Genomic DNA, 19,575 nt, shown 5'->3' with positions numbered 1-19,575 from the left:
CAATACGAGTTCTTACAAGTTTTAAGTTGGAATAGTGTAAATCATACATTAGCATTACCAACTTAAGCCAATTTGATTTTATTTCTGCGCGATTTATTTTTGTACTTTATACCTAGGAGTTTGAGTGTCTTTGCAATCTATCTGTATTTTGAGGTTATCAGCCATAGGTGATGTATGTCATGCCGTCGCTGCCGTGCAAGCAATTCAAAAACAGCATCCTAACGCTAAAATAACTTGGATTATTGGCAAAATAGAAAAGATGTTACTAGATGGGTTGCCAGGCGTTGAGTTTGTGATTTTTGATAAATCCAAAGGCAAAGCCGCCTTTAAACAACTTAAACAAGATTTAGTCGGACAACAGTTTGATGTGTTATTGCATATGCAAGTGGCCTTAAGAGCCAATTGGGCAGCACAATTTATTAACGCTAAACGTAAAATTGGCTTTGATTGGAGCAGAGCAAAAGAATTACACGCTTTATTCACCAAAGAACGTATTGCTCCTCAGAGTGAACCTCATGTATTAGAAGGCTTTTTTGGTTTTGCAGAAAAGCTAGGTGTGCCAATATCAGAACTAAACAATTTAACTTGGGACATTCCTGTTTCAGATCAAGACATCGAATTTGCCAATCAACATATTGCACCAGATTCTAAAACCTTAGTGATCTCCCCAGCTGCCAGTAAAAAAGAACGTAATTGGTTACCAGAGCGTTATGCTGCTATTGCGGACTATGCTGCAAGTAAAGGGTATAATGTTGCGCTTTGTGGTGGTCCAGCGCCAATCGACCGTGAACTTGGTGATGCGATAAAACAACATGCACAAGTTGAAATTATGGACCTCATTGGCAAAACCAGTTTAAAACAAATGTTAATGTGTTTAAAAAATGCGTCATTAGTCTTAGCGCCTGATACCGGCCCTGCTCACATGGCAGTGACGCAAAGAACGCCTGTCATTGGTGTTTATGCTCATTCAAACCCCAAACGTACAGGCCCTTATTTATATCAAGATTATGTTGCTGAGGTTTATCATCAAAACCTATTAGAGCAAAAAGGAAAGCCTGCGGATAAACTTAAATGGGGTGTGAGAGTCAAAGGGACGGATTTAATGCAACAGATAACGGTGGAACAAGTTCAAACCCAGTTTGACCGTATTGTTAAGGACTTTGCACTCTAATGGCACAATCTTTAAATATTAATACTGAATATAAAAAAGCATTGTTTTTAGACCGTGATGGTGTAGTGAATGTTGATCATGGTTATGTATCAGAGCCAAAAGATTTTGAGTTTATTCAAGGTGTGTTTGAAGCATGTAAACAGTTTCAAGAAGCTGGTTATCAAATTGTTATTATCACCAATCAGTCAGGTATTGGCCGAGGCTATTATACCGAACAGGAGTTTGAAGAACTTAGCGCATGGATGACCGAACAATTTAAATTCAATGGGGTAGATATATTAGCGGTTTATCATTGCCCACATCATCCTACCAAGGCGAATCCACCGTATTTATTGCAATGTGATTGTCGTAAACCTAATCCCGGCATGTTATTCCAAGCTATGCATGAACATAGGTTAGATCCGGAAATATCCATTATGATTGGCGATAAAAAATCCGATATCGAAGCCGCAAAAAATGCTGGAATAAAACAGCGTTTTTTAGTCAATTCAGGTCAATCATTAACATCTGATGGCATGTCTTTAGCTGACGGCACATATGCTGATTTACTCAGTGCAGCTAACGACTTATTAGATTAATCGTTGGCTTAATAAGGCCGCACATTGTTAACTCCTCCATATTATTATTGAAAATAACATCTGAAAAATGACAGCTAAGTTACAGATAAAAAACATCAAACATTAAACTGTCATTTTGCTGCAATCCTAAGGTCATCAACTTATCTTTTAATCACCTAAATTTTTTATAAACAATCACTTATAACAAGGTTTAGGAATTGATAATGAAATACAGAAAAACCAGTTTGGCACTGTTATTAGCTACATTAATTACCGGTTGTGCAGAAGACGGCGAAAACGGTGTAAATGGTAACGATGGGGTTAATGGTACAAATGGCGTTAACGGTACAAATGGCGTAAATGGCACTAACGGTGTTGATGGGGCTGACGGTACTGACGGCAAAGATGCAACGACAATGTTAGAGATTGAACTAGTCGGTCGTGCTCAATTAAATGCCAGTGACCCTGAAGGTGCAGCTGAAATCGTTTCTTATCAAAACTCTACAGGTTGGGTATATGCAATTAATAGCTCAGCATCTCCTGCGGTTGTTGAGATCATTGATATCAATGGTATGGATAAAGCTGAATTAACAGCTGATACCGAAGGTGTCATTACCAATACCAATCTAACCGCATCTCAAACCATAAACTTAGCTACCAGTGCATCATTATCGGGCGATGCCAACAGTATTGCCGTTGATAATAACAATAACTTGTTAGCCGTGGCTGTAGATTCAGGTACTAAAGGTGTTAATGGACATGTCGCGTTTTATGATATCTCTGGTGCAGTACCAAGTTTTATCAAAAATGTAGAAGTGGGTGACTTACCTGATAATGTTGTTTTTAGTCATGATGGTAAAAAAGTGCTGGTTGCCAATGAAGGTGAGCCTGCCGATGATTATGTTATTGATCCTGAAGGCTCTATTTCCGTAATCAATATAACCGATGGTGTACCGGCAGACACAGCAACACAGATCACATTTGAAGATTACAACGACAAACAACAAGAGTTAGAACAACAAGGCGTTAAATTTGCCAATCCTAATGGACTAACGATTAAAGGCCAAGTGCGCACTTATACTGTAGCGCAAGACTTGGAGCCGGAATACATCACTGTATCTAAGGACAACAGCAAAGCGTATGTTTCGTTACAAGATAATAATGCCATGGCCATTGTCAATCTTAGTGATAACAGCGTTAAAGTAGTTGGGTTGGGCGTTAAGGACTGGAGTGAATATCAAATTGACGTGTCTGATAAAGATGGCGGCATTAACTTCAAAAAATACCAACATTTATATGGTTTATACCAACCTGATACCATAGATTCTTATCAATGGAATGGCGTAGACTTTGTTGTTTCTGCAAATGAAGGTGACGCAAGAGAGTATATCGCTTTTGAGCGAGATGCTGCGGAAGATGCGGGTAAAGCGGAATGTGAAACCGATTTTCCTTCTGGTTCTTATGAATGGGATGACGGTGAAGAAGTGTGCATCGCTTATACAGATGAAGTACGTGCTAAAGACTTGGAAGATTTAGCGACCGTATCACCTGAATTAGATGCTTATATCAGTGAAATGGGTGGCAATGATGGCCTTGGTCGTTTAATCGTGACGTCATCAATGGGTAAAAACGATGATGGTGAGTACGCCGACTTATATAGTTTTGGCGCTCGTTCATTTTCTATTTGGGATCAAAATGGTTTGTTAATTTTTGATTCAGGCGACCAAATTGCCAAGATAACGGCAGCAATGCATGGTTCGGCGTTTAATAATAATGAAGATGAAAATGTTGGGGATACCCGTTCAGATGCTAAAGGTGCAGAGCCAGAAGCCCTAGCGTTAGGTAAAATTGGCAATAATACTTATGCTTTTGTTGGCTTAGAGAGAATGAGTGGCATGTTAGTGTTTGATATTACTAATCCATATGATGTGAACTTTGTTGATTACTTCTTTAACCGAGGTTTAGTTGAAGATGCTGACATAACAGGTGACTTAGCACCTGAAGGAATGAAGTTTATTGATGCCGCACATAGTCCAACAAACCAAGCGTTATTAGTCATAGGCAACGAAATCTCTGGCACAGTAGCGATTTGGCAAATTAATGAAAAATAATCATTTTTGTTAATATGGGTTAGTTATCCAAATCGATAACATCAATAAGGCAGTGTTTATTCACTGCCTTTTTTATTGGCAAAAATTGGACATAGATAAAAAGTGAGTAAACTAAACGGTAATAATAACTATTATCATTTAACAGTTCGATTAAATAAGGTTATTATGGTTTCTCTTCTTTAGAATTGAGGTTCATATGACTTTATGGGAATTACACAAGGGTGGAACTGCAAACATTTCCCATCTTTGTGAGCATTTAGATGATTCAGTCAGCACCCGTTTGGTAGAAATGGGGTTTGAAACTGACCAATATATTAAATGTCTACGTAGAAGCATTTTTTCCGGCCCACTAGTCATTCAAATTGGTGATTGTGTCTATTCATTAGAACAAGCATTAGCTGAACAAATTTTCATCTCAACGTCGAACAATAATTAATTATGAAAAAAATTCTCTTAGTCGGTAAACCTAACTGTGGCAAAAGCCTATTGTTCAACCAACTTACTGGCCTTCGACAAAAAGTCGCAAACTACCCTGGTGTCACCGTTGAAATTAAAAGTGGCGCAATGGGAGAGTATGAAGTTATAGACTTCCCTGGCACTTATTCTTTAAGCACCATGTCCATTGATGAACAAGTAGCTGTTGAACAACTGACCCTTCGTGTAAACGATGACGAAACTGAGCTTGTTGTGTGTGTATTAGATGCCACTCGGTTAGAGCGCAGTTTAGTGTTTGCATTACAAGCGCAACTGTTAGCCAGCAAAGCAAACAAACCCATTGTATATGTTTTAAATTTTATCGATGAAGTGAAACGGTTTGGCCATAACATTGATATCGATGGGTTAGCCAATGAACTCGGTGCTCCGGTTTATGCTTTGTCTGCTCGTTCACTTGATGGCATCGCTGAATTTAAAAATGCCTTGTTAAATGCCGAGTATAAAAACTTCAATCCTTTGGTTCCAAAGATTCCATTAGAAACCACCAAAGAAGTGGTCGATTTCAGCCGTGCATTGGCTAAGACCTACGCAATAAATAAAGATGTAGTGCTTAAAAATCAAAACAAGGTTGATAATTTTTTACTGAATAGCCTGTTTGGTTCATTTGCATTTTTAGCCATTATGTTTGTGCTCTTCCAAAGTATTTTTACTTGGGCAGCGCCATTAATGGATGGGGTGGAAACCATTATTGCCGGCATGGCTGTTTTCATCACTCAATTTACAGGACAAGGAGTCGTTACGGACTTCTTGAATGACGCCATATTTGGTGGTGTTGGCTCGTTTTTAGTGTTTGTACCGCAAATTATGGTGTTAACGTTCATTATAGGCTTGCTAGAAGACAGCGGATATTTAGCCAGAGCGGCATTAATTTGTCATAAACCGTTAAGTTATTTTGGATTATCTGGAAGAAGTTTCATTCCTTACCTTTCCGGTCACGCCTGTGCTATCCCGGCCATTATGGCGGCACGTACGATTGAATCTCCGCGCAAACGATTAATCACTATGATGACAATTCCGTTAATGTCTTGTTCAGCACGATTACCAGTTTATGCGTTATTAGTATCTGTATTTATCCCATCTGATGTTTATTGGTTAGGCATATTTAACCTGCAAGGGGTTACGTTTTTTGGTTTGTATATGTTTGGTATCGTCACGGCGTTGATTATTAGTGCGTTATTAAGCCGCTCAAGTATCACCGACCATGAAAAATCTGAAATGCCATTTATTATTGAATTACCAAGTTACCGTTTACCACATTGGAAACCGCTTTATCACAGAGTGATCAACAGTGGCGTACAATTTATAAAACGTGCTGCGCCAATTATATTTATGGTCGCGGTGGGCATTTGGGTTCTGGGTTATTTCCCGATGAATGCAAGTTTAGAAGAGTCTTGGTTAGGGAGCATAGGTCATTTTGTTGAGCCTATCTTTGCCCCACTTGGTTTGGATTGGCGTTATGGTATTGCCATTTTAATGTCGTTCTTAGCCAGAGAGGTGTTTGTTGGCGCGCTTGGTACCTTATATGGAATGGAAGGGGCTGACGAAAACATTGCTGGCCTCGCACAAAATATAATGAACGATGGCTTGCCATTAGGTACAGGTATTGGTTTGTTATTATTTTATGTTGTAGCTTTACAGTGTGTTGCCACCGTTGCGACATTAAAAGCAGAAACCGGAAATAGCAAATTATCTTGGGGGTTATACGCCGCTTACGGCGTACTTGCGTATATCTTGGCCTTCTTGGCAAATGCATTAATCTAATACGACAAAGGTTGAAATATCACAAGTGGCAGCATATGGTTGCCACTTCTGCTAACTAAGTTGTATTTACGGATAATAAAGAGTTCCAATGGAAAAAAGATTAACGATATTTAACTGGGTCACCCTTGGTATTTGTTTTATGGTCATGTTATTTGGGCTAGCACAGCTTGGGTTTTTAATTGGCTATGTTGCTGTTTCTAAAGATTTTAGCTTAGAGCAAATTGGTTACACACCCTTAGCGTCTGTGTTTGCTGGAATCGCAGCCATATATTTGTTTATTCGTACCATTAAAAATGCCAGTACAAGTACTGGAATTAAAGATTAGCTAATAAACTAACTTAGTTAGAACGATATTGGCGTTTAATTTCAACTACTTCAACACTATAAGATTGGTACCAATTTTTCTGGCCAAGTTGTTGTGCTAGAAGATGTTCCGGATCTTTTTTCCAAGCTAATATCGATTGTTCATCTGGCCAATAAGAAATCGCCACTTCTTGTTCACCCTCACATACCGCAACAAAGTCTAAACAGCCATATTTACTAAATGCTAACTCTCGCATTTTTGCTGCAGTTTTGGAATATTCATCATTTAACTTTGCAATTTTGGCTTTAAATATCACTGCGTACATTCACATTACCTATCTTTAATGACTAAGAACTTGATGAAATTGGTATAAAAATGATTAACTTTTGTATTGTTTAACCATGTAAACACAACCATCCATCGGCATCTCTTCAGGGTACTCGGCTTCTACAAAGCCTAATTTTTGATAAGCGTTTTTGGCTTTATGATTGTCGTGAAATACAAACAAAGACAGCATATCCGCTTTTAGTTGCGCACAACCTTCATGCGCTAACAAATGGATTAAATCCGCTATTTTATTTTGCCCACGACATTCAGGGTTAATCACCAGGCGACCTAAATGACATCTGCCCACCCTAGAATAATACTGACCAAAACCAACTAACATATCGGTATCTACACACTCATTTTTTTCAGAGTATTTTAAGCAAAATGAAGGGAGTCGCTCCATGCTCAAGTCTTGATAAAATGAGGCTTGGGTAAAGGGGTAACGAAACTTAGGTCCCGACCACGTTCTTAGGCGGATTTCATCTGGAAACCACTGACTTATCGTATTTATGTCAGACTCTGTGGGTGTCGTAAGTTTCAATAACATCTCCTAAAAAGTATAAACCATTGCTTTATGTTTCAACATGTTAAACACTAATCAAAATTAATCAGTTTGGGTAGTGCTTATGTTAATTAAACTCACTCCATATTTGCTGTCACTGTTTTTGCTTAGTACGCCAGTTTGGGCAAACCAGGATGATGATAATTTTACTTGGCCAAAACATTACAAAGCCGCTGTTAGTTTGTCTTATGATGATGGTTTATATAGCCAAATCCACAATGCCATTCCAGAATTAGACAAACACAATTTGAAAGCCTCGTTTTATTTAACCTTGGCATCGCCAGCGGTTGATGAGTATATGGAGGTTTGGCGTGCTGCGGCCAACAACGGTCACGAATTAGGTAATCATACCGTGTATCACCCTTGTCGTGGTTCGTTACCTAACAGGGATTGGGTTAATCCACTGCATGACACGGACAAAAATACGGTAGTAGAAATGGTAGAGCAGGTCACATTAGCCAATACCATGTTAAAAGCGATTGATGGCAAAAAGGACAGAACCTTTACTATTCCATGTGGTGATTTATTGGCTAGTGATGGTAATTACGTGGAACGAGTTCGTCCAAAATTTGTTGCGATTAAAGCGAATAATCCAGACTTACCTAAAAAATTCGACTTACTGTTTACACCAGAAAACGTAACCGGTAAGCAGCTAATTGATTTTGTTAAAAAAGCGGAACAACAAGGCGGCATTGCCAATATATTATTTCATGGTATTGGTGGTGATCATCTAACGGTGAGTACTAAAGCGCATGCTGAGTTATTAGATTATTTAGCCAACCACAAAGATACTTATTGGACCGATACATATATTAATATTATGCAATACGTAATGGAAAATAAGTGATTTATGGAACCTAACTTTGAACTTTATACCTTAAAGGAGTTACAGGAGTGTTTCGAAAGCTTAGACAAAGCTAAGTGGCCTGAACGGGCAATAAAAATTGAGCAGTTAATTAAGCAAGCGAAGTGCAATCCAATCCATGTTTCTGAGGAAACGACACCAATAAATCAAAATTTAGCCATGATGTTTGTGATCGGGTTAACAATAATTGTTTCATTGATTTTAGGTAAAGTGACAATATCAAATCGCTATGACGGTTTTAGTTATGCAGATAACCCATTTGTTTTTAGTCTTTGTATCGGTGTGTTGTTGTTTATTTTTTTGCAATATCTCTCAAGGTATTTAATCTCGAAAAAAGACGGTTAGCGAATAGAGATTATTTAAATTAATATTAAATTTAGTAAAAGAAAAAAGGAAAATTATGAAGGGAATATCAAACCTAACTATATTCATCTTATTCTTGCTCACAATGAATGTTCAGGCTGGTCAACAAACTGTATGTGGGCAACAAGAGCCAGAGTGTACTAGCGTTGAAGTAACACAAGACGTGGTAAAGTACCAAATAAAACACGCCGATTCTTACAGTCCAGTAAAGGTTGAATATTTAATATCACACTCAATTACAACCGAATTTGGGGTTGTCACTAATAAAATATTGAACAGTGTCCACATCCAAAATGCAAAAATAGAGGTTACATTAGATAATTGTACTAAAAGTGATTGCAACAAAATGGCGTTTGTAAACTATCTGACTACACAGCTTAATGATGTTGATACACTTTGGGCTTTGTTTTTTTCGGATGAATTTAAGTACTTAATGTCAGAGTGGATAAAGAAGGAAGAGCTTTCTCGTTTAGAACAACATGACACCTTCTTTAAGTCATTAGAAAACGATGTTACCGGTTTAAGTGCGAATATATATGTTTATTTTATTGGCACCAATCGCGAGCCTTTAGGTTGGGTGCAATTGGGTAGAGATCGCAATCGTGAATTGCATATTAATAATGACCTTATTTTTGCGATAGGCAGTAATAGTAATGGACAGTCTATTTTACACATGAATATTGGCGCGTTGGAAAGCTCAGATTGGTTTAGAGATTATGTCTATGTCTATCACACAATACATGGGTGTGGGCAACAACAAATAAGTTATCAAGACAATAATGGTTTTACCACTAACGGTCTAAGAATGGTTTGTTCCTACTCAAATAAGCAAGATTATTAATTACTCAAGTACTTGCCCACCCTTAATAACTAGGCTGTTACTTATACTGGGTTAACAGCCCGTCTTTGTTTGTGCATTTAACTGCACAAAATCTAATAAATGCGATTAGCAAAATTAGGGCTAGGACACGCCGTTTTGCTGTACTGGCAGAATTAATTCTATACAATTCAGCACATTATTGAATAGTCATCTATTCTTCTATTTACCCAACACAATTAACTCAAATTGGAGTGAACTTATATGCGCGCAGCCGGTTTTTTTAAACACCTTCAACAAGAAATTGAACAAGTTAAGCTTGATGGTTTGTATAAGTCTGAACGTATTATTACGTCACAACAAAAAGCCAATATTGATGTTAATGGCGAACAAGTTTTAAACTTTTGTGCTAACAACTACTTGGGGTTAGCCAATCACCCAGACTTAATCAAAGCCGCGCAAGAAGGTTTAGATGCCCACGGTTTTGGTGTGGCGTCGGTTCGTTTTATTTGTGGTACTCAAGATATTCATAAAACATTAGAAAATAAAATCAGTGAGTTTTTAAAAACGGAAGATACAATTTTGTATGGCTCTTGTTTTGATGCTAATGGTGGTTTATTTGAAACAATTCTAGGTGCTGAAGACGCAATTATTTCAGACTCGTTAAATCATGCATCTATTATTGATGGTGTACGTTTATCAAAAACCAAACGTTACCGTTATGCCAATAACGACATGGCAGACTTAGAAAAACAATTACAACAAGCAGTTGCTGATGGTGCGCGTTTTAAGTTAATTGCCACTGATGGTGTGTTCTCAATGGACGGCGTTATTTGTGATTTAAAAACAGTTTGTGATTTGGCAGATAAATACGATGCATTAGTCATGGTAGATGATTCACACGCGGTTGGTTTTGTTGGTGAAAACGGTCGTGGTACCCCTGAATACTGTGGCGTAATGGACCGTGTTGATATCATCACTGGCACATTAGGTAAAGCGTTAGGTGGTGCTTCTGGTGGTTATACAACGGGTAAAAAAGAAGTGGTTGAGTGGTTACGCCAACGTTCACGCCCTTATTTATTCTCTAACTCTGTTGCACCTTCAATTGTTACCGCATCCATTAAAGTATTAGAAATGTTAGCAACGGGTTCAGAGCAGCGCGACCAACTTTGGTCAAACGCGGCTTACTTCCGTGAGCAAATGGAAGCCGCAGGATTTACTTTAGCTGGTAAAGATCATGCCATTATTCCAGTGATGTTAGGAGACGCGCAATTAGCGTCGGATATGGCTGACAAAATGTTACAAGAAGGCATTTACGTTATTGGCTTTAGTTTCCCTGTCGTGCCTAAAGGCCAAGCTCGTATACGTACACAAATATCCGCAGCACATACAAAAGAACAACTAGATAAAGCCATTGCAGCGTTTATCAAAGTGGGTAAAGAATTAAAGGTGATCAAATAACATGACGATGAAAGCATTAGCTAAGACGAAATCGGAAGTTGGCATTTGGATGACTCAGGCTGAAAAGCCGGTAATGGGTCACAATGACTTATTAATTAAAATCCGTAAAACCGCTATTTGCGGTACAGATATGCATATCTATAACTGGGATGATTGGGCAAAAGCCACCATTCCAGTGCCTATGGTTGTTGGTCATGAATACGTTGGTGAAGTGGTAGATATGGGCCAAGAAGTTCGTGGTTTTAGCGTTGGCGACCGTGTGTCTGGCGAAGGTCATATTACTTGTGGTCATTGCCGTAACTGCCGCGCAGGTCGTGTGCATTTATGCCGAAATACTGTGGGTGTGGGTGTTAACCGTGAAGGTTCTTTTGCTGAGTATTTGGTTATTCCAGCATTTAACGCCTTTAAAATCCCTGACAATATTTCTGATGAATTAGCGTCAATTTTTGACCCGTTTGGTAATGCGGTACACACTGCTTTGTCTTTTGATTTAGTGGGCGAAGATGTATTAATTACCGGAGCTGGCCCAATAGGTATTATGGCTGCTGCCGTAGCTAAACATGTTGGCGCACGTCATGTAGTGATTACTGATGTAAACCCGTACCGTTTAGAGTTAGCCAGAAAAATGGGTGCAACACGCGCCGTCGACGTCTCTAAACAAAAACTAAAAGATGTAATGAACGAGTTAGGCATGACCGAAGGGTTTGATGTTGGCTTAGAAATGTCTGGCGTTCCTATGGCCTTTAACGACATGTTAAACAACATGAACAATGGCGGTAAAATTGCCATGTTAGGTATTCCTCCGTCTGATATGGCGGTGGACTGGAACCAAGTGATCTTTAAAGGTTTGGTGATCAAAGGTATTTATGGTCGTGAGATGTTTGAAACTTGGTACAAGATGGCAAGTCTAATTCAATCTGGCTTAGATATATCACCTATCATTACTCACAGATTCCCAATTGATGAGTTCCAACAGGGCTTTGAAACTATGGGTTCTGGTTTGTCTGGGAAGGTTATCCTGAACTGGGATTAATACATAACCCCGTATTTAAATAAAACAAAACGCCAGTTAATGATTGCTCAGTAACTGGCGTTTTTTTATTGTTTAAAATTGTTTATTTAGCGAGTTAAACTAAAACTTATAACGCTTTAAAACGAATGGCCGTTCCGCCAGAGCTTGCTAATGTTAAGGTTAACTTATCCGTTGAGCTAACCACTTTCTTCTCAATAACATAATCGTATGGATTATGTTTCCATTCGGCTTTGTCACCATCACGGTAAATCTGCGCTTCATATTTTTTATCTGTATCCAAAAAGGTTAAATCAATATCTATGCTGCGAGCGTCGTTATTGGTAATTGCACCTAAGAACCAATCGTCACCTGAGTAACGTTTTGTTGCACGGGCTTTACGGGCAAATACAACAAAGTCGCCGACCGCACCATCTAATGCAATAGACTCTTCCCAGTCTGTGGGTACATCAACAATAAATTGGAATGCATCTAATTTGGCTTCGTAGTTTTCCGGTAAATCTGCCGCCATTTGAATTGGGCTATATAACACAACATAAGACGCTAACTGTTTTGCTAACGTTGTTTGTGGTCGATTAGTTTTATCTCCCAAACCATTAAAGCTCATATCAAAAATACCAGGCGTGAAATCCATAGGCCCAGCTAACATGCGAGTAAAAGCCAACATAGGTAAATGTTCTGGTGGATTTGGCGGTGAGCCCCACGCATTAAATTCTTGTCCTCTCGCACCTTCTCTTGCTATCCAGTTTGGATATGTTCTACGTAAACCTGTGTCTTTAATTGGTTCATGAGTATTGATGCTTATCTTACGTTTGGCAGCTTCTGTGATGTTATACAGATATTCATTTACCATGAACTGACCGTCATGCCATTCTTTACGTACAATTCCGTTTTTGTCTATTCTCTTGATGTTACCACCATCGGCAACATAACCGGTTTTGATCTGCTCAACGCCAAGTTCTGCATATAAGTCCAGTGCACCTTGCATCTGATCTCGATAGTTGGTCACATTGCCTGATGTTTCATGATGACCAATTAACTTAACGCCTTTTTCTGCACCATATGCAGTTAATTGTTTGATATCAAAATCGTCATAGTTTTCAGTAAAACTAAATACATCACCATTAAAGAACCAGTCACCGTCCCACCCAATATTCCAACCTTCAACTAACACACCATCAAAGCCGTATTTAGCGGCAAAATCCATAAAGTGTTTGGTGTTGTCCGTCGTGGCGCCGTGTTTGTCTCCACTGCCCCAAGTTGATTTATTAACATGCATTTCCCACCAAATTCCCACGTATTTACCAGGATTAACCCAAGATACGTCACCTAATTTATTTGGTTCATTAAGGTTTAAAATTAAGTCTGAGTTTAATAATCCTTTGGCATCTTTTGATACTTGGATAGTTCGCCAAGGTGAGGTGAAGTCCGTTTTGGTTTTTACTGCGATACCATCATACCAAGGGGTTAAATCGGCAACATAACGACCCGGTCTACGTTGATTTAATGTCATAGCAGCGTAATCAACTAACGCGGCTTCATGGATGCTTAAGTGAATGCCCGTATCCGTTTTAAACGTCACAGGGGTGTGGACGTGTTGAGCTTGGTAAACCGGTGTTTCGTTATATGTATATTCATAACGATTCCAACCTCTAGCGGGTATCCACCATGCTGTGGTTTTATCGGCATTGTTAAGGGCAAATTCTGTGTTTTCTTTTACTATCTCTATTTGTTCATAACCGGCTTGTTTTGGGACTTCGTACCTAAAACCAAACCCATCATCAAATACTCGTATACGTACAGAATATGTCCCCGCTGAATCTTTATTGCCAGCGATTAATTCTGAGTTATGCAGTTCCACCAATAATTCATTATATTTGTCTGTAACTACTCGGCGTTCGCCCCAAGGTAACTCCCAACTTGTGTCGTTGCTGCCTTTAGTTGTATTAACAATCTTAAAACCATCAGTAAACGCCGCTTGCTGTTTAAATACTAAGCCTAAAGCTGATGGCTCGATGATCTGTTCCACGCCAAATGAAGCAGAATATTGAGGTTGATTGGTTTCATCACTGATAGAAACTTTTAATTTTCCATTTGGAGACGCCACTTGCAAGGTTTGTGCATGGGTGATGAAGGAGCAGCTGATTAATAAGAGTAGTAAAATGTTTTTCATATTTTATTGGTATCGCTAGTTATTATAATTAGTATGGCTTTAGCATAATCGCCGCGGACTTATTTCTAAATATACAAAGCCGAGTTACATACGTATTCAAACCCTAGTTAATGAAACGATAACAAAGGGTTTAGTTAATATTAAAGGAATCTGAATGACAACCAGCCAACAAATACTTAACCAATTATCTGAATTAGCAGACGCGACAATAGCGGAACATTCAAGCCGTTTCTTTAAGTCGGGTGTTGGTGAATATGGTGAAGGTGATAAGTTTTGGGGTATACGAGTGCCCGCTTTACGACAAATAGCCAAACAGAACGTGGCGACACCGTTGGATGAAATAGTGACATTGTTGTACCACGATCATCACGAAACACGTTTATTAGCTGTGTTTATGCTGGTGCAAATATATGAGAAAAACAAAAAATCACCAGACATTCAACAACAAGTATTTGACCTGTATTTACAACATTCAAAGCAATTTAATAATTGGGATTTAGTGGACAGTTCAGCCCATAAAATTTGTGGCCCACAATTATTTAATCAACAGATAGATAAACAAGATCGTTCAATACTGTACACATACGCAAAGTCAGACAACCTTTGGCAACGCAGAATAGCCATGATGACTACGTATTATTTTATTAAACGTGACGATTACCAAGATGCTTTTGCCTTGGCTAAAATTTTATTAAATGATCAACATGATTTAATTCATAAAATTGTAGGCTGGATGTTAAGAGAAGTTGGTAATAGAAACTTAATGGCAGAACGTGAGTTTTTAAATCAACATTACCAAGATATGCCAAGAACCATGTTGCGTTACGCAATAGAAAAGTTTGAAAAACCGCTTAGGCAGCAGTATTTAAAAGGGCTGATTTAATATAAAAGGTTAACAGGTAAAGTTGTCTAAAACTAAAACCTGATAACCATTTCAAAACGGTAAGATAGCGGTATTATTTGTAATAACGCTATCTGTCACTGTCATTAAATAAGTGATAACTCAACAGCAATATTGCCACGTGTTGCATTTGAATATGGGCATACTTGGTGTGCCGCATCAACTAAAGCTTGCGCTTGTGTTTTGTCTAGATCACCAAGTGATACAGCTAATTTAACTGCGATACCAAAACCACCTTCAATTGCGCCAATTGACACTTCTGAGTTGATGTAGGTTTCTTTTGGAAGTGCAACTTTAGCTTGGCCAGATACAAATTGAAGCGCACCAATAAAACAGGCCGCATAACCAGCAGCAAATAATTGCTCTGGGTTAGTCCCTTGACCGTCATCACCGCCTAGCCCTTTTGGCGTAGACAAGTTTACTTGTAAACGACCATCATCACTTTTAGCAGTACCAGTACGGCCGCCAGTTGCAGTTGCTTTTGCTGTATATGCGACTTCTTTTAATAAATTCATATTGTTCTCCAGAAACGTGTTTTATATAAAATGACTTCGATAAATAAGTGAATATTTACTTTGTGTGCAAAATAATAACCTGCTATTTCAAACATTGCAAATGTTTTGTATGCAAATTATAATCTGTCCATAAATCGCAATCTATTCATCCGAAGGTGCACGTTATGGAATACCCACAACTTAAATTAGACAATCAAATTTGCCATCGACTATATATGGCCTCCAATCGGATTATTAGAAATTACCGTGACCCGCTGATTCAATTAGATTTAACTTATCCGCAATACATAGTGATGATGGCGTTATGGGAAAAAGATGGAATTACCATCGCTGACTTGTTAGAAAAAACAGCTATTGATGGTGGCGCTATGACGCAAATTCTCAAAAAGATGACAGACAAATCATTGCTTTCAATTGTCAAAGATGAAAACGACAAACGTAAACGCATCATCAAGCTTGAAACACATGGTTCTGAGTTACGCCATCAAGCGGCGGCGATTCCAGATAAAATTAGATGTTCATTTTCACATATGACAGATCAAGAAGCACAACAATTGATCGCTTTACTGGATAAGGTTAATCAGGAGCCTTAGAGACAACTAACCTAGATTAACGTCCTCGTTAAAAATACATGCAAAGGAAATTTCATTGAAGTTATTAACTTTTCTTACTTGTCTATTATTTTGCTCTTTAGCTTATGCAAATGATGGATTTGAAATACCTAGAAGTAAAACTGTTGAATTAATTGAGCCTTCAAGCAATAGAGTTTATCCAATATTTATAAAAATACCTCGGTCGTATAAATCAAATCACGATAAAAAATACCCAGTCATATACTTAACCGACGCCTTATATAGCTTTCAAATTGCGTCGGGAGCTACCCGTTTTTCAATGAACAGTGGCGCAATGAAAGAAGCCATTATTGTTGGAGTGTCTTATTCAAAAAATTCTCAAGGCGCATCTAGTCGAGTTAGAGATTACACAACGAGTAAAGCCGAAAGTTGGAAACTAGAAACCGGTAATGCGCAAGGACATGCTCAATTTATTCGCGAAATCGTATTTCCTTACATTGAAGAAAACTACAGAACAACGCCATTGGAACGGACTTTAGTTGGTCATTCTCTTGGAGGTTTATTTGGTGCTTATGTTTTATTTAAACATCCAGATATGTTTAGCAGTTATATATTGGGTAGCCCATCCGTTTGGTTTAATAACTATGACCTATTGACCATCAATGGAATTAAATCCAGTACACCGATTAAAGTTTATTTATCTGTTGGTAGTCTAGAAAAGCCTGAATTTAGTGAGAGGGAAAACATGATTGCAGGAGCTAGACAGCTAGCAAATAAAATTAAAGCACAATCAGGGGGAAATACAGCTCTCAAATTCAATGTTATTGATGGTGCAAAACACGTTACTGCCTTCCCAACAACTTTGATCCAAGGATTAGACTGGATTTACGGCAACAATTAACGAGGTTTGCAACTTCAAAAACTCGCTGGTAATTTAACATCCATAACTTCATTGGTTATTGGGTGAGTAAATACTAACCGACTTGCATGTAACATGAGTCTATCGGCTTTAAAAAATGATTGTTCCAAGTCATATAAATCACAACCAATAATTGGGTGGCCTATTTCTCGGCTATGAATTCTCAGTTGGTGGGTTCTGCCTGTGACAGGTTTAAATTCAACTTTAGTGGTGTTGTTTTCACTGTTGTAACTTACAACCTGATATTGGCTGGTGGCTTGTTTTCCTGTTTGCTCGCATACTTTTTGCAGCGGAAAGTTATCCACATCTTTGATAACAGGGATATTGATTTCTCCTGTTTCTGTTAGCAACTTGCCATCTAATACTGCTTCATAATATTTAGTGACAGTACGTTGACTAAATTGCTCACAAATTTGTTTGTTTATTTCCTTGTTCAGCGCCACCACCATTAAGCCGGAAGTGCCAAAATCAAGCCTGTGCACCATTAATGCCGTAGGGAAATGCTGCACCAAACGCCAATGCACAGAATCTTTATTAAGTGGATGTTTGCCGGACAAGCTTAATAAGCCTGACGGTTTATTAATGATCAGCAATGATTCATCTTGATAAATAATAGCTATTTGATCTGTGCACTTGGGAACAATAAAAGGGTCGGCTTGTGGTTGCATGATCAGATATCTTGCTTTGGTAAGGTGATGTTTCCGGCACTCGCGTTATATTCCAGCAAGGTTAAATATACTCGGGTATCAAATTCTATTTGGTGATATTCAGGCAACATGTGGCAACACAGTTTATAAAATGCCTTGTTATGGTCTAACTCTTTCACATGTGCCAGTTCATGTACCACTATCATGCGTAAAAACGCTTCTGGCGCGTCTTTGAAGATAGAACTGACTCTCAACTCGTTTTTACTTTTGAGTTTGTTACCTTGTACTCTGGAGACATAAGTGTGAGTGCCTAGTGCGTTTTTCACTACATGTAGCTTGTTATCAAACTGGATTTTATTTATCGGTGCCGACTTTTTAAGATACTGGTTTTTAATCTCCATCACATAATCACGCAATTGTTTGTCGTTATTACAATGATGTTTATCTGGATATTTTGCATCAAGGTAGGTTTGCACTTTACCTTGTTGCAACATACCTTGAATTTGCTCCACCAATGACGGTGAATAGTGATTTAAGTATGGTAATCCAGACATAGTGTCGTTTATCTTCTTTTTATTAATAAGTGCTCAAGAGGACTTAAGCAAATATTCGTTGTGACCAACGAGTTAATCCAGAGGTAACACTACCAAAATGATCACCAATGACGACAGGTATATTATTAAATTGCTGCTGTAAAAATTGGTTAATCACAGGCGATTTTGCCGTGCCCCCAGTTACAAAAATAACATCTGGCTGACATTCCGCTAACTCAACCGCTTCACGCATTAACTGTGCAATGTTGTTTAATTGATTTTCACTGGCGTGTAAAAACAATTCACGGTCAACCGACTGAGCAAGTCCCGCATCTAAATAACCTAAATCAACTAAGAATTCGTGGTTATCTGTCAGGTTAATTTTGGCTTGTTCTGCACTGTTAACTAACTGATAACTTAACTTCTGTTCATACACTTTTAATAAACGCGCTAATAACTCAGGTTGTTTGGAATCGCGTTTTAGTTGTGCTAAAATACGGCCATTTTTAGCGTTATAAAACTCGGTTTGCGCGTTAACATCATTGATGGCAACGGCTTCATGATAACTATTAACCGGCATAGGTTTGTCGGTCAATAATTGGCTGGTCATGCCTAAATTAGGCATGATGCCTTTTAATGCCAACTGAATATCAAAGTCGTTACCACCAATACGTTTACCGCTGTGGCTTAATAACTCTGCACTGCGGTCTAACTTATTAATAAAAGACGGGCCCATTAACAACATAGAGCAATCCGTGGTACCACCACCAATATCCACTACTAATACGCGGGTTTCTTCAGTTAATTTTGCTTCATATTCAAATCCAGCGGCCACAGGCTCAAATTGAAATTCAACATCTTGATAACCTACGTGTTTAGCCGCATTGGTTAATACCTGAATAGCTTGTTTATTGCTTTCTTCGCTGTTGCGGCCTTGGAAGTTAATTGGGCGACCTATCACCACTTGCGTCACTTCTCTTTGCAATTCGTTTTCGGTGAGTTGTTTAACATGGGCCATCATAGAGGCAACGATATGCTCAAAAAAAGCAATTTGTGGTGCTAGCAAGCCATTAGTGCCCAAAAATGATTTTGGTGATTTGATGTAATAACCTTCACTTGGATCGTCCAAGTATCGAGAAAGCGCTTCTTTACCAAAAGACAAATGTTCGGCAATGCCGTCATAGCGTAAATCTTCTAACGCTTCTTGGCCTTTTGATAATTGGTATTGTCTAAGGGCTGTGAATTTTGCTTTATGTGGTTCATTAATATTTTTTTGCAGCCAGTTAACAATTACATCACGACTAGGAGAATATAAAGATGACGCCATAAATCGGCCATGTTCACCCAAATTGAGTAACTTAGGTTGGTCTTTTTCCATAATACCAACGGCACAATTTGAAGTGCCATAGTCAAAACCGATCATAAATAGTATCCAATCTTAAATTCAAGAGCTAAAAAGGTCGCGTAGGATACTGACGTTAGTGGTGTCCT

Annotated in this window: 21 protein-coding genes; 14 read left to right on the top strand and 7 right to left on the bottom strand. The window is 38.5% G+C overall.

Going from position 1 to position 19,575, the window contains the following annotated elements; all coding sequences use genetic code 11:
- The first annotated feature begins 124 nt into the window (after positions 1-124).
- From KO505_RS10080 to KO505_RS10055, 6 genes are all read left to right on the top strand, one after another.
- Positions 125-1,171: a glycosyltransferase family 9 protein gene (locus KO505_RS10080; RefSeq protein WP_216055321.1), complete on the top strand. Its 1,047-nt coding sequence runs from the start codon at positions 125-127 to the stop codon at positions 1,169-1,171.
- A complete protein-coding gene (gene gmhB / locus KO505_RS10075) occupies positions 1,171-1,749 on the top strand; it encodes a D-glycero-beta-D-manno-heptose 1,7-bisphosphate 7-phosphatase (RefSeq protein ID WP_252731739.1) in 579 nt (192 codons plus the stop codon). The genes KO505_RS10080 and gmhB overlap by 1 nt, the downstream gene beginning before the upstream one ends.
- Before the next feature lie 203 nt (positions 1,750-1,952).
- Entirely contained in the window at positions 1,953-3,839 is a 1,887-nt protein-coding gene (locus KO505_RS10070; RefSeq protein WP_216055320.1) for a choice-of-anchor I family protein, read from the top strand.
- A 196-nt stretch (positions 3,840-4,035) separates the two neighbouring features.
- The gene (locus tag KO505_RS10065) at positions 4,036-4,275 is read left to right on the top strand and encodes a FeoA family protein (RefSeq protein ID WP_216055319.1); all 240 of its coding nucleotides are present in this window, start codon (positions 4,036-4,038) and stop codon (positions 4,273-4,275) included.
- A 2-nt stretch (positions 4,276-4,277) separates the two neighbouring features.
- Positions 4,278-6,095: a ferrous iron transporter B gene (locus tag KO505_RS10060; protein ID WP_216055318.1), complete on the top strand. Its 1,818-nt coding sequence runs from the start codon at positions 4,278-4,280 to the stop codon at positions 6,093-6,095.
- An 88-nt stretch (positions 6,096-6,183) separates the two neighbouring features.
- Entirely contained in the window at positions 6,184-6,420 is a 237-nt protein-coding gene (locus tag KO505_RS10055) for a hypothetical protein (RefSeq protein WP_216055317.1), read from the top strand.
- Between the two features lie 13 nt (positions 6,421-6,433).
- On the opposite strand, the gene KO505_RS10050 is transcribed toward KO505_RS10055, so the two are convergent.
- Together KO505_RS10050 and KO505_RS10045 are read right to left on the bottom strand one after the other, a co-directional pair.
- Positions 6,434-6,724 carry an antibiotic biosynthesis monooxygenase gene (locus KO505_RS10050; protein WP_216055316.1) on the bottom strand — a complete coding sequence of 97 codons (291 nt, stop codon included), beginning with the start codon at positions 6,722-6,724 and terminating at the stop codon, positions 6,434-6,436.
- 54 nt (positions 6,725-6,778) lie between these two features.
- The gene (locus KO505_RS10045; protein WP_252731738.1) at positions 6,779-7,267 is read right to left on the bottom strand and encodes an N-acetyltransferase; all 489 of its coding nucleotides are present in this window, start codon (positions 7,265-7,267) and stop codon (positions 6,779-6,781) included.
- 85 nt (positions 7,268-7,352) lie between these two features.
- Here KO505_RS10045 and KO505_RS10040 point away from each other — a divergent pair, with 85 nt between their 5' ends.
- The 5 genes from KO505_RS10040 to tdh all read left to right on the top strand — a co-directional run bounded on the left by KO505_RS10040 (position 7,353) and on the right by tdh (position 11,827).
- Complete coding sequence (locus KO505_RS10040; RefSeq protein WP_216055314.1) at positions 7,353-8,135, top strand: polysaccharide deacetylase family protein; 783 nt, start codon at positions 7,353-7,355, stop codon at positions 8,133-8,135.
- Between the two features lie 3 nt (positions 8,136-8,138).
- Positions 8,139-8,498 (top strand): hypothetical protein, encoded by a 360-nt coding sequence (locus tag KO505_RS10035; protein WP_216055313.1) that lies wholly within the window; start codon positions 8,139-8,141, stop codon positions 8,496-8,498.
- 55 nt (positions 8,499-8,553) lie between these two features.
- Positions 8,554-9,357: a hypothetical protein gene (locus tag KO505_RS10030; protein WP_216055312.1), complete on the top strand. Its 804-nt coding sequence runs from the start codon at positions 8,554-8,556 to the stop codon at positions 9,355-9,357.
- A gap of 240 nt (positions 9,358-9,597) precedes the next feature.
- Complete coding sequence (locus KO505_RS10025) at positions 9,598-10,794, top strand: glycine C-acetyltransferase (RefSeq protein ID WP_216055311.1); 1,197 nt, start codon at positions 9,598-9,600, stop codon at positions 10,792-10,794.
- A 7-nt stretch (positions 10,795-10,801) separates the two neighbouring features.
- Positions 10,802-11,827, top strand: coding sequence for an L-threonine 3-dehydrogenase (gene tdh, locus KO505_RS10020; protein WP_216055456.1), 1,026 nt, complete (start codon positions 10,802-10,804; stop codon positions 11,825-11,827).
- 106 nt (positions 11,828-11,933) lie between these two features.
- Here the strand turns inward: tdh and KO505_RS10015 are convergent, their stop codons facing one another.
- Entirely contained in the window at positions 11,934-13,997 is a 2,064-nt protein-coding gene (locus tag KO505_RS10015) for a glycoside hydrolase family 97 protein (RefSeq protein ID WP_216055310.1), read from the bottom strand.
- 154 nt (positions 13,998-14,151) lie between these two features.
- Here KO505_RS10015 and KO505_RS10010 point away from each other — a divergent pair, with 154 nt between their 5' ends.
- Positions 14,152-14,880 carry a DNA alkylation repair protein gene (locus KO505_RS10010; protein WP_216055309.1) on the top strand — a complete coding sequence of 243 codons (729 nt, stop codon included), beginning with the start codon at positions 14,152-14,154 and terminating at the stop codon, positions 14,878-14,880.
- A 104-nt stretch (positions 14,881-14,984) separates the two neighbouring features.
- On the opposite strand, the gene KO505_RS10005 is transcribed toward KO505_RS10010, so the two are convergent.
- Complete coding sequence (locus KO505_RS10005; protein WP_216055308.1) at positions 14,985-15,413, bottom strand: organic hydroperoxide resistance protein; 429 nt, start codon at positions 15,411-15,413, stop codon at positions 14,985-14,987.
- 164 nt (positions 15,414-15,577) lie between these two features.
- Here KO505_RS10005 and KO505_RS10000 point away from each other — a divergent pair, with 164 nt between their 5' ends.
- Complete coding sequence (locus KO505_RS10000; RefSeq protein ID WP_216055307.1) at positions 15,578-16,006, top strand: MarR family winged helix-turn-helix transcriptional regulator; 429 nt, start codon at positions 15,578-15,580, stop codon at positions 16,004-16,006.
- A gap of 55 nt (positions 16,007-16,061) precedes the next feature.
- Positions 16,062-16,886 (top strand): alpha/beta hydrolase, encoded by an 825-nt coding sequence (locus KO505_RS09995; RefSeq protein ID WP_216055306.1) that lies wholly within the window; start codon positions 16,062-16,064, stop codon positions 16,884-16,886.
- Between the two features lie 14 nt (positions 16,887-16,900).
- On the opposite strand, the gene KO505_RS09990 is transcribed toward KO505_RS09995, so the two are convergent.
- Genes KO505_RS09990 through yegD form a run of 3 tightly spaced genes read right to left on the bottom strand, consistent with a single transcriptional unit; the run spans position 16,901 to position 19,507 of the window.
- Positions 16,901-17,572 (bottom strand): RluA family pseudouridine synthase, encoded by a 672-nt coding sequence (locus KO505_RS09990; RefSeq protein WP_216055305.1) that lies wholly within the window; start codon positions 17,570-17,572, stop codon positions 16,901-16,903.
- A gap of 2 nt (positions 17,573-17,574) precedes the next feature.
- Positions 17,575-18,105, bottom strand: a complete 531-nt coding sequence (locus KO505_RS09985) for a YgjP-like metallopeptidase domain-containing protein (RefSeq protein ID WP_216055304.1) — start codon at positions 18,103-18,105, stop codon at positions 17,575-17,577.
- Between the two features lie 43 nt (positions 18,106-18,148).
- Positions 18,149-19,507, bottom strand: coding sequence for a molecular chaperone (gene yegD, locus KO505_RS09980; RefSeq protein ID WP_216055303.1), 1,359 nt, complete (start codon positions 19,505-19,507; stop codon positions 18,149-18,151).
- Between the last annotated feature and the right edge of the window lie 68 nt (positions 19,508-19,575).

Origin of the sequence: Psychrosphaera sp. F3M07 (assembly GCF_018860345.1) — a bacterium.
Lineage (GTDB): Bacteria > Pseudomonadota > Gammaproteobacteria > Enterobacterales > Alteromonadaceae > Psychrosphaera > Psychrosphaera aquimarina.
This window is presented reverse-complemented; position numbering and strand designations above follow the sequence as displayed.

Bases quoted from the DNA above. Each gene is read 5' to 3' on its own strand.
- gmhB (WP_252731739.1), top strand. From the start codon at position 1,171: ATGGCACAATCTTTAAATATTAATACTGAATATAAAAAAGCATTGTTT.
- KO505_RS10070 (WP_216055320.1), top strand. From the start codon at position 1,953: ATGAAATACAGAAAAACCAGTTTGGCACTGTTATTAGCTACATTAATT.
- KO505_RS10065 (WP_216055319.1), top strand. From the start codon at position 4,036: ATGACTTTATGGGAATTACACAAGGGTGGAACTGCAAACATTTCCCAT.
- KO505_RS10060 (WP_216055318.1), top strand. From the start codon at position 4,278: ATGAAAAAAATTCTCTTAGTCGGTAAACCTAACTGTGGCAAAAGCCTA.
- KO505_RS10055 (WP_216055317.1), top strand. From the start codon at position 6,184: ATGGAAAAAAGATTAACGATATTTAACTGGGTCACCCTTGGTATTTGT.
- KO505_RS10050 (WP_216055316.1), bottom strand. From the start codon at position 6,724: ATGTACGCAGTGATATTTAAAGCCAAAATTGCAAAGTTAAATGATGAA.
- KO505_RS10040 (WP_216055314.1), top strand. From the start codon at position 7,353: ATGTTAATTAAACTCACTCCATATTTGCTGTCACTGTTTTTGCTTAGT.
- KO505_RS10035 (WP_216055313.1), top strand. From the start codon at position 8,139: ATGGAACCTAACTTTGAACTTTATACCTTAAAGGAGTTACAGGAGTGT.
- KO505_RS10030 (WP_216055312.1), top strand. From the start codon at position 8,554: ATGAAGGGAATATCAAACCTAACTATATTCATCTTATTCTTGCTCACA.
- KO505_RS10025 (WP_216055311.1), top strand. From the start codon at position 9,598: ATGCGCGCAGCCGGTTTTTTTAAACACCTTCAACAAGAAATTGAACAA.
- tdh (WP_216055456.1), top strand. From the start codon at position 10,802: ATGAAAGCATTAGCTAAGACGAAATCGGAAGTTGGCATTTGGATGACT.
- KO505_RS10015 (WP_216055310.1), bottom strand. From the start codon at position 13,997: ATGAAAAACATTTTACTACTCTTATTAATCAGCTGCTCCTTCATCACC.
- KO505_RS10010 (WP_216055309.1), top strand. From the start codon at position 14,152: ATGACAACCAGCCAACAAATACTTAACCAATTATCTGAATTAGCAGAC.
- KO505_RS10005 (WP_216055308.1), bottom strand. From the start codon at position 15,413: ATGAATTTATTAAAAGAAGTCGCATATACAGCAAAAGCAACTGCAACT.
- KO505_RS10000 (WP_216055307.1), top strand. From the start codon at position 15,578: ATGGAATACCCACAACTTAAATTAGACAATCAAATTTGCCATCGACTA.
- KO505_RS09990 (WP_216055305.1), bottom strand. From the start codon at position 17,572: ATGCAACCACAAGCCGACCCTTTTATTGTTCCCAAGTGCACAGATCAA.
- KO505_RS09985 (WP_216055304.1), bottom strand. From the start codon at position 18,105: ATGTCTGGATTACCATACTTAAATCACTATTCACCGTCATTGGTGGAG.
- yegD (WP_216055303.1), bottom strand. From the start codon at position 19,507: ATGATCGGTTTTGACTATGGCACTTCAAATTGTGCCGTTGGTATTATG.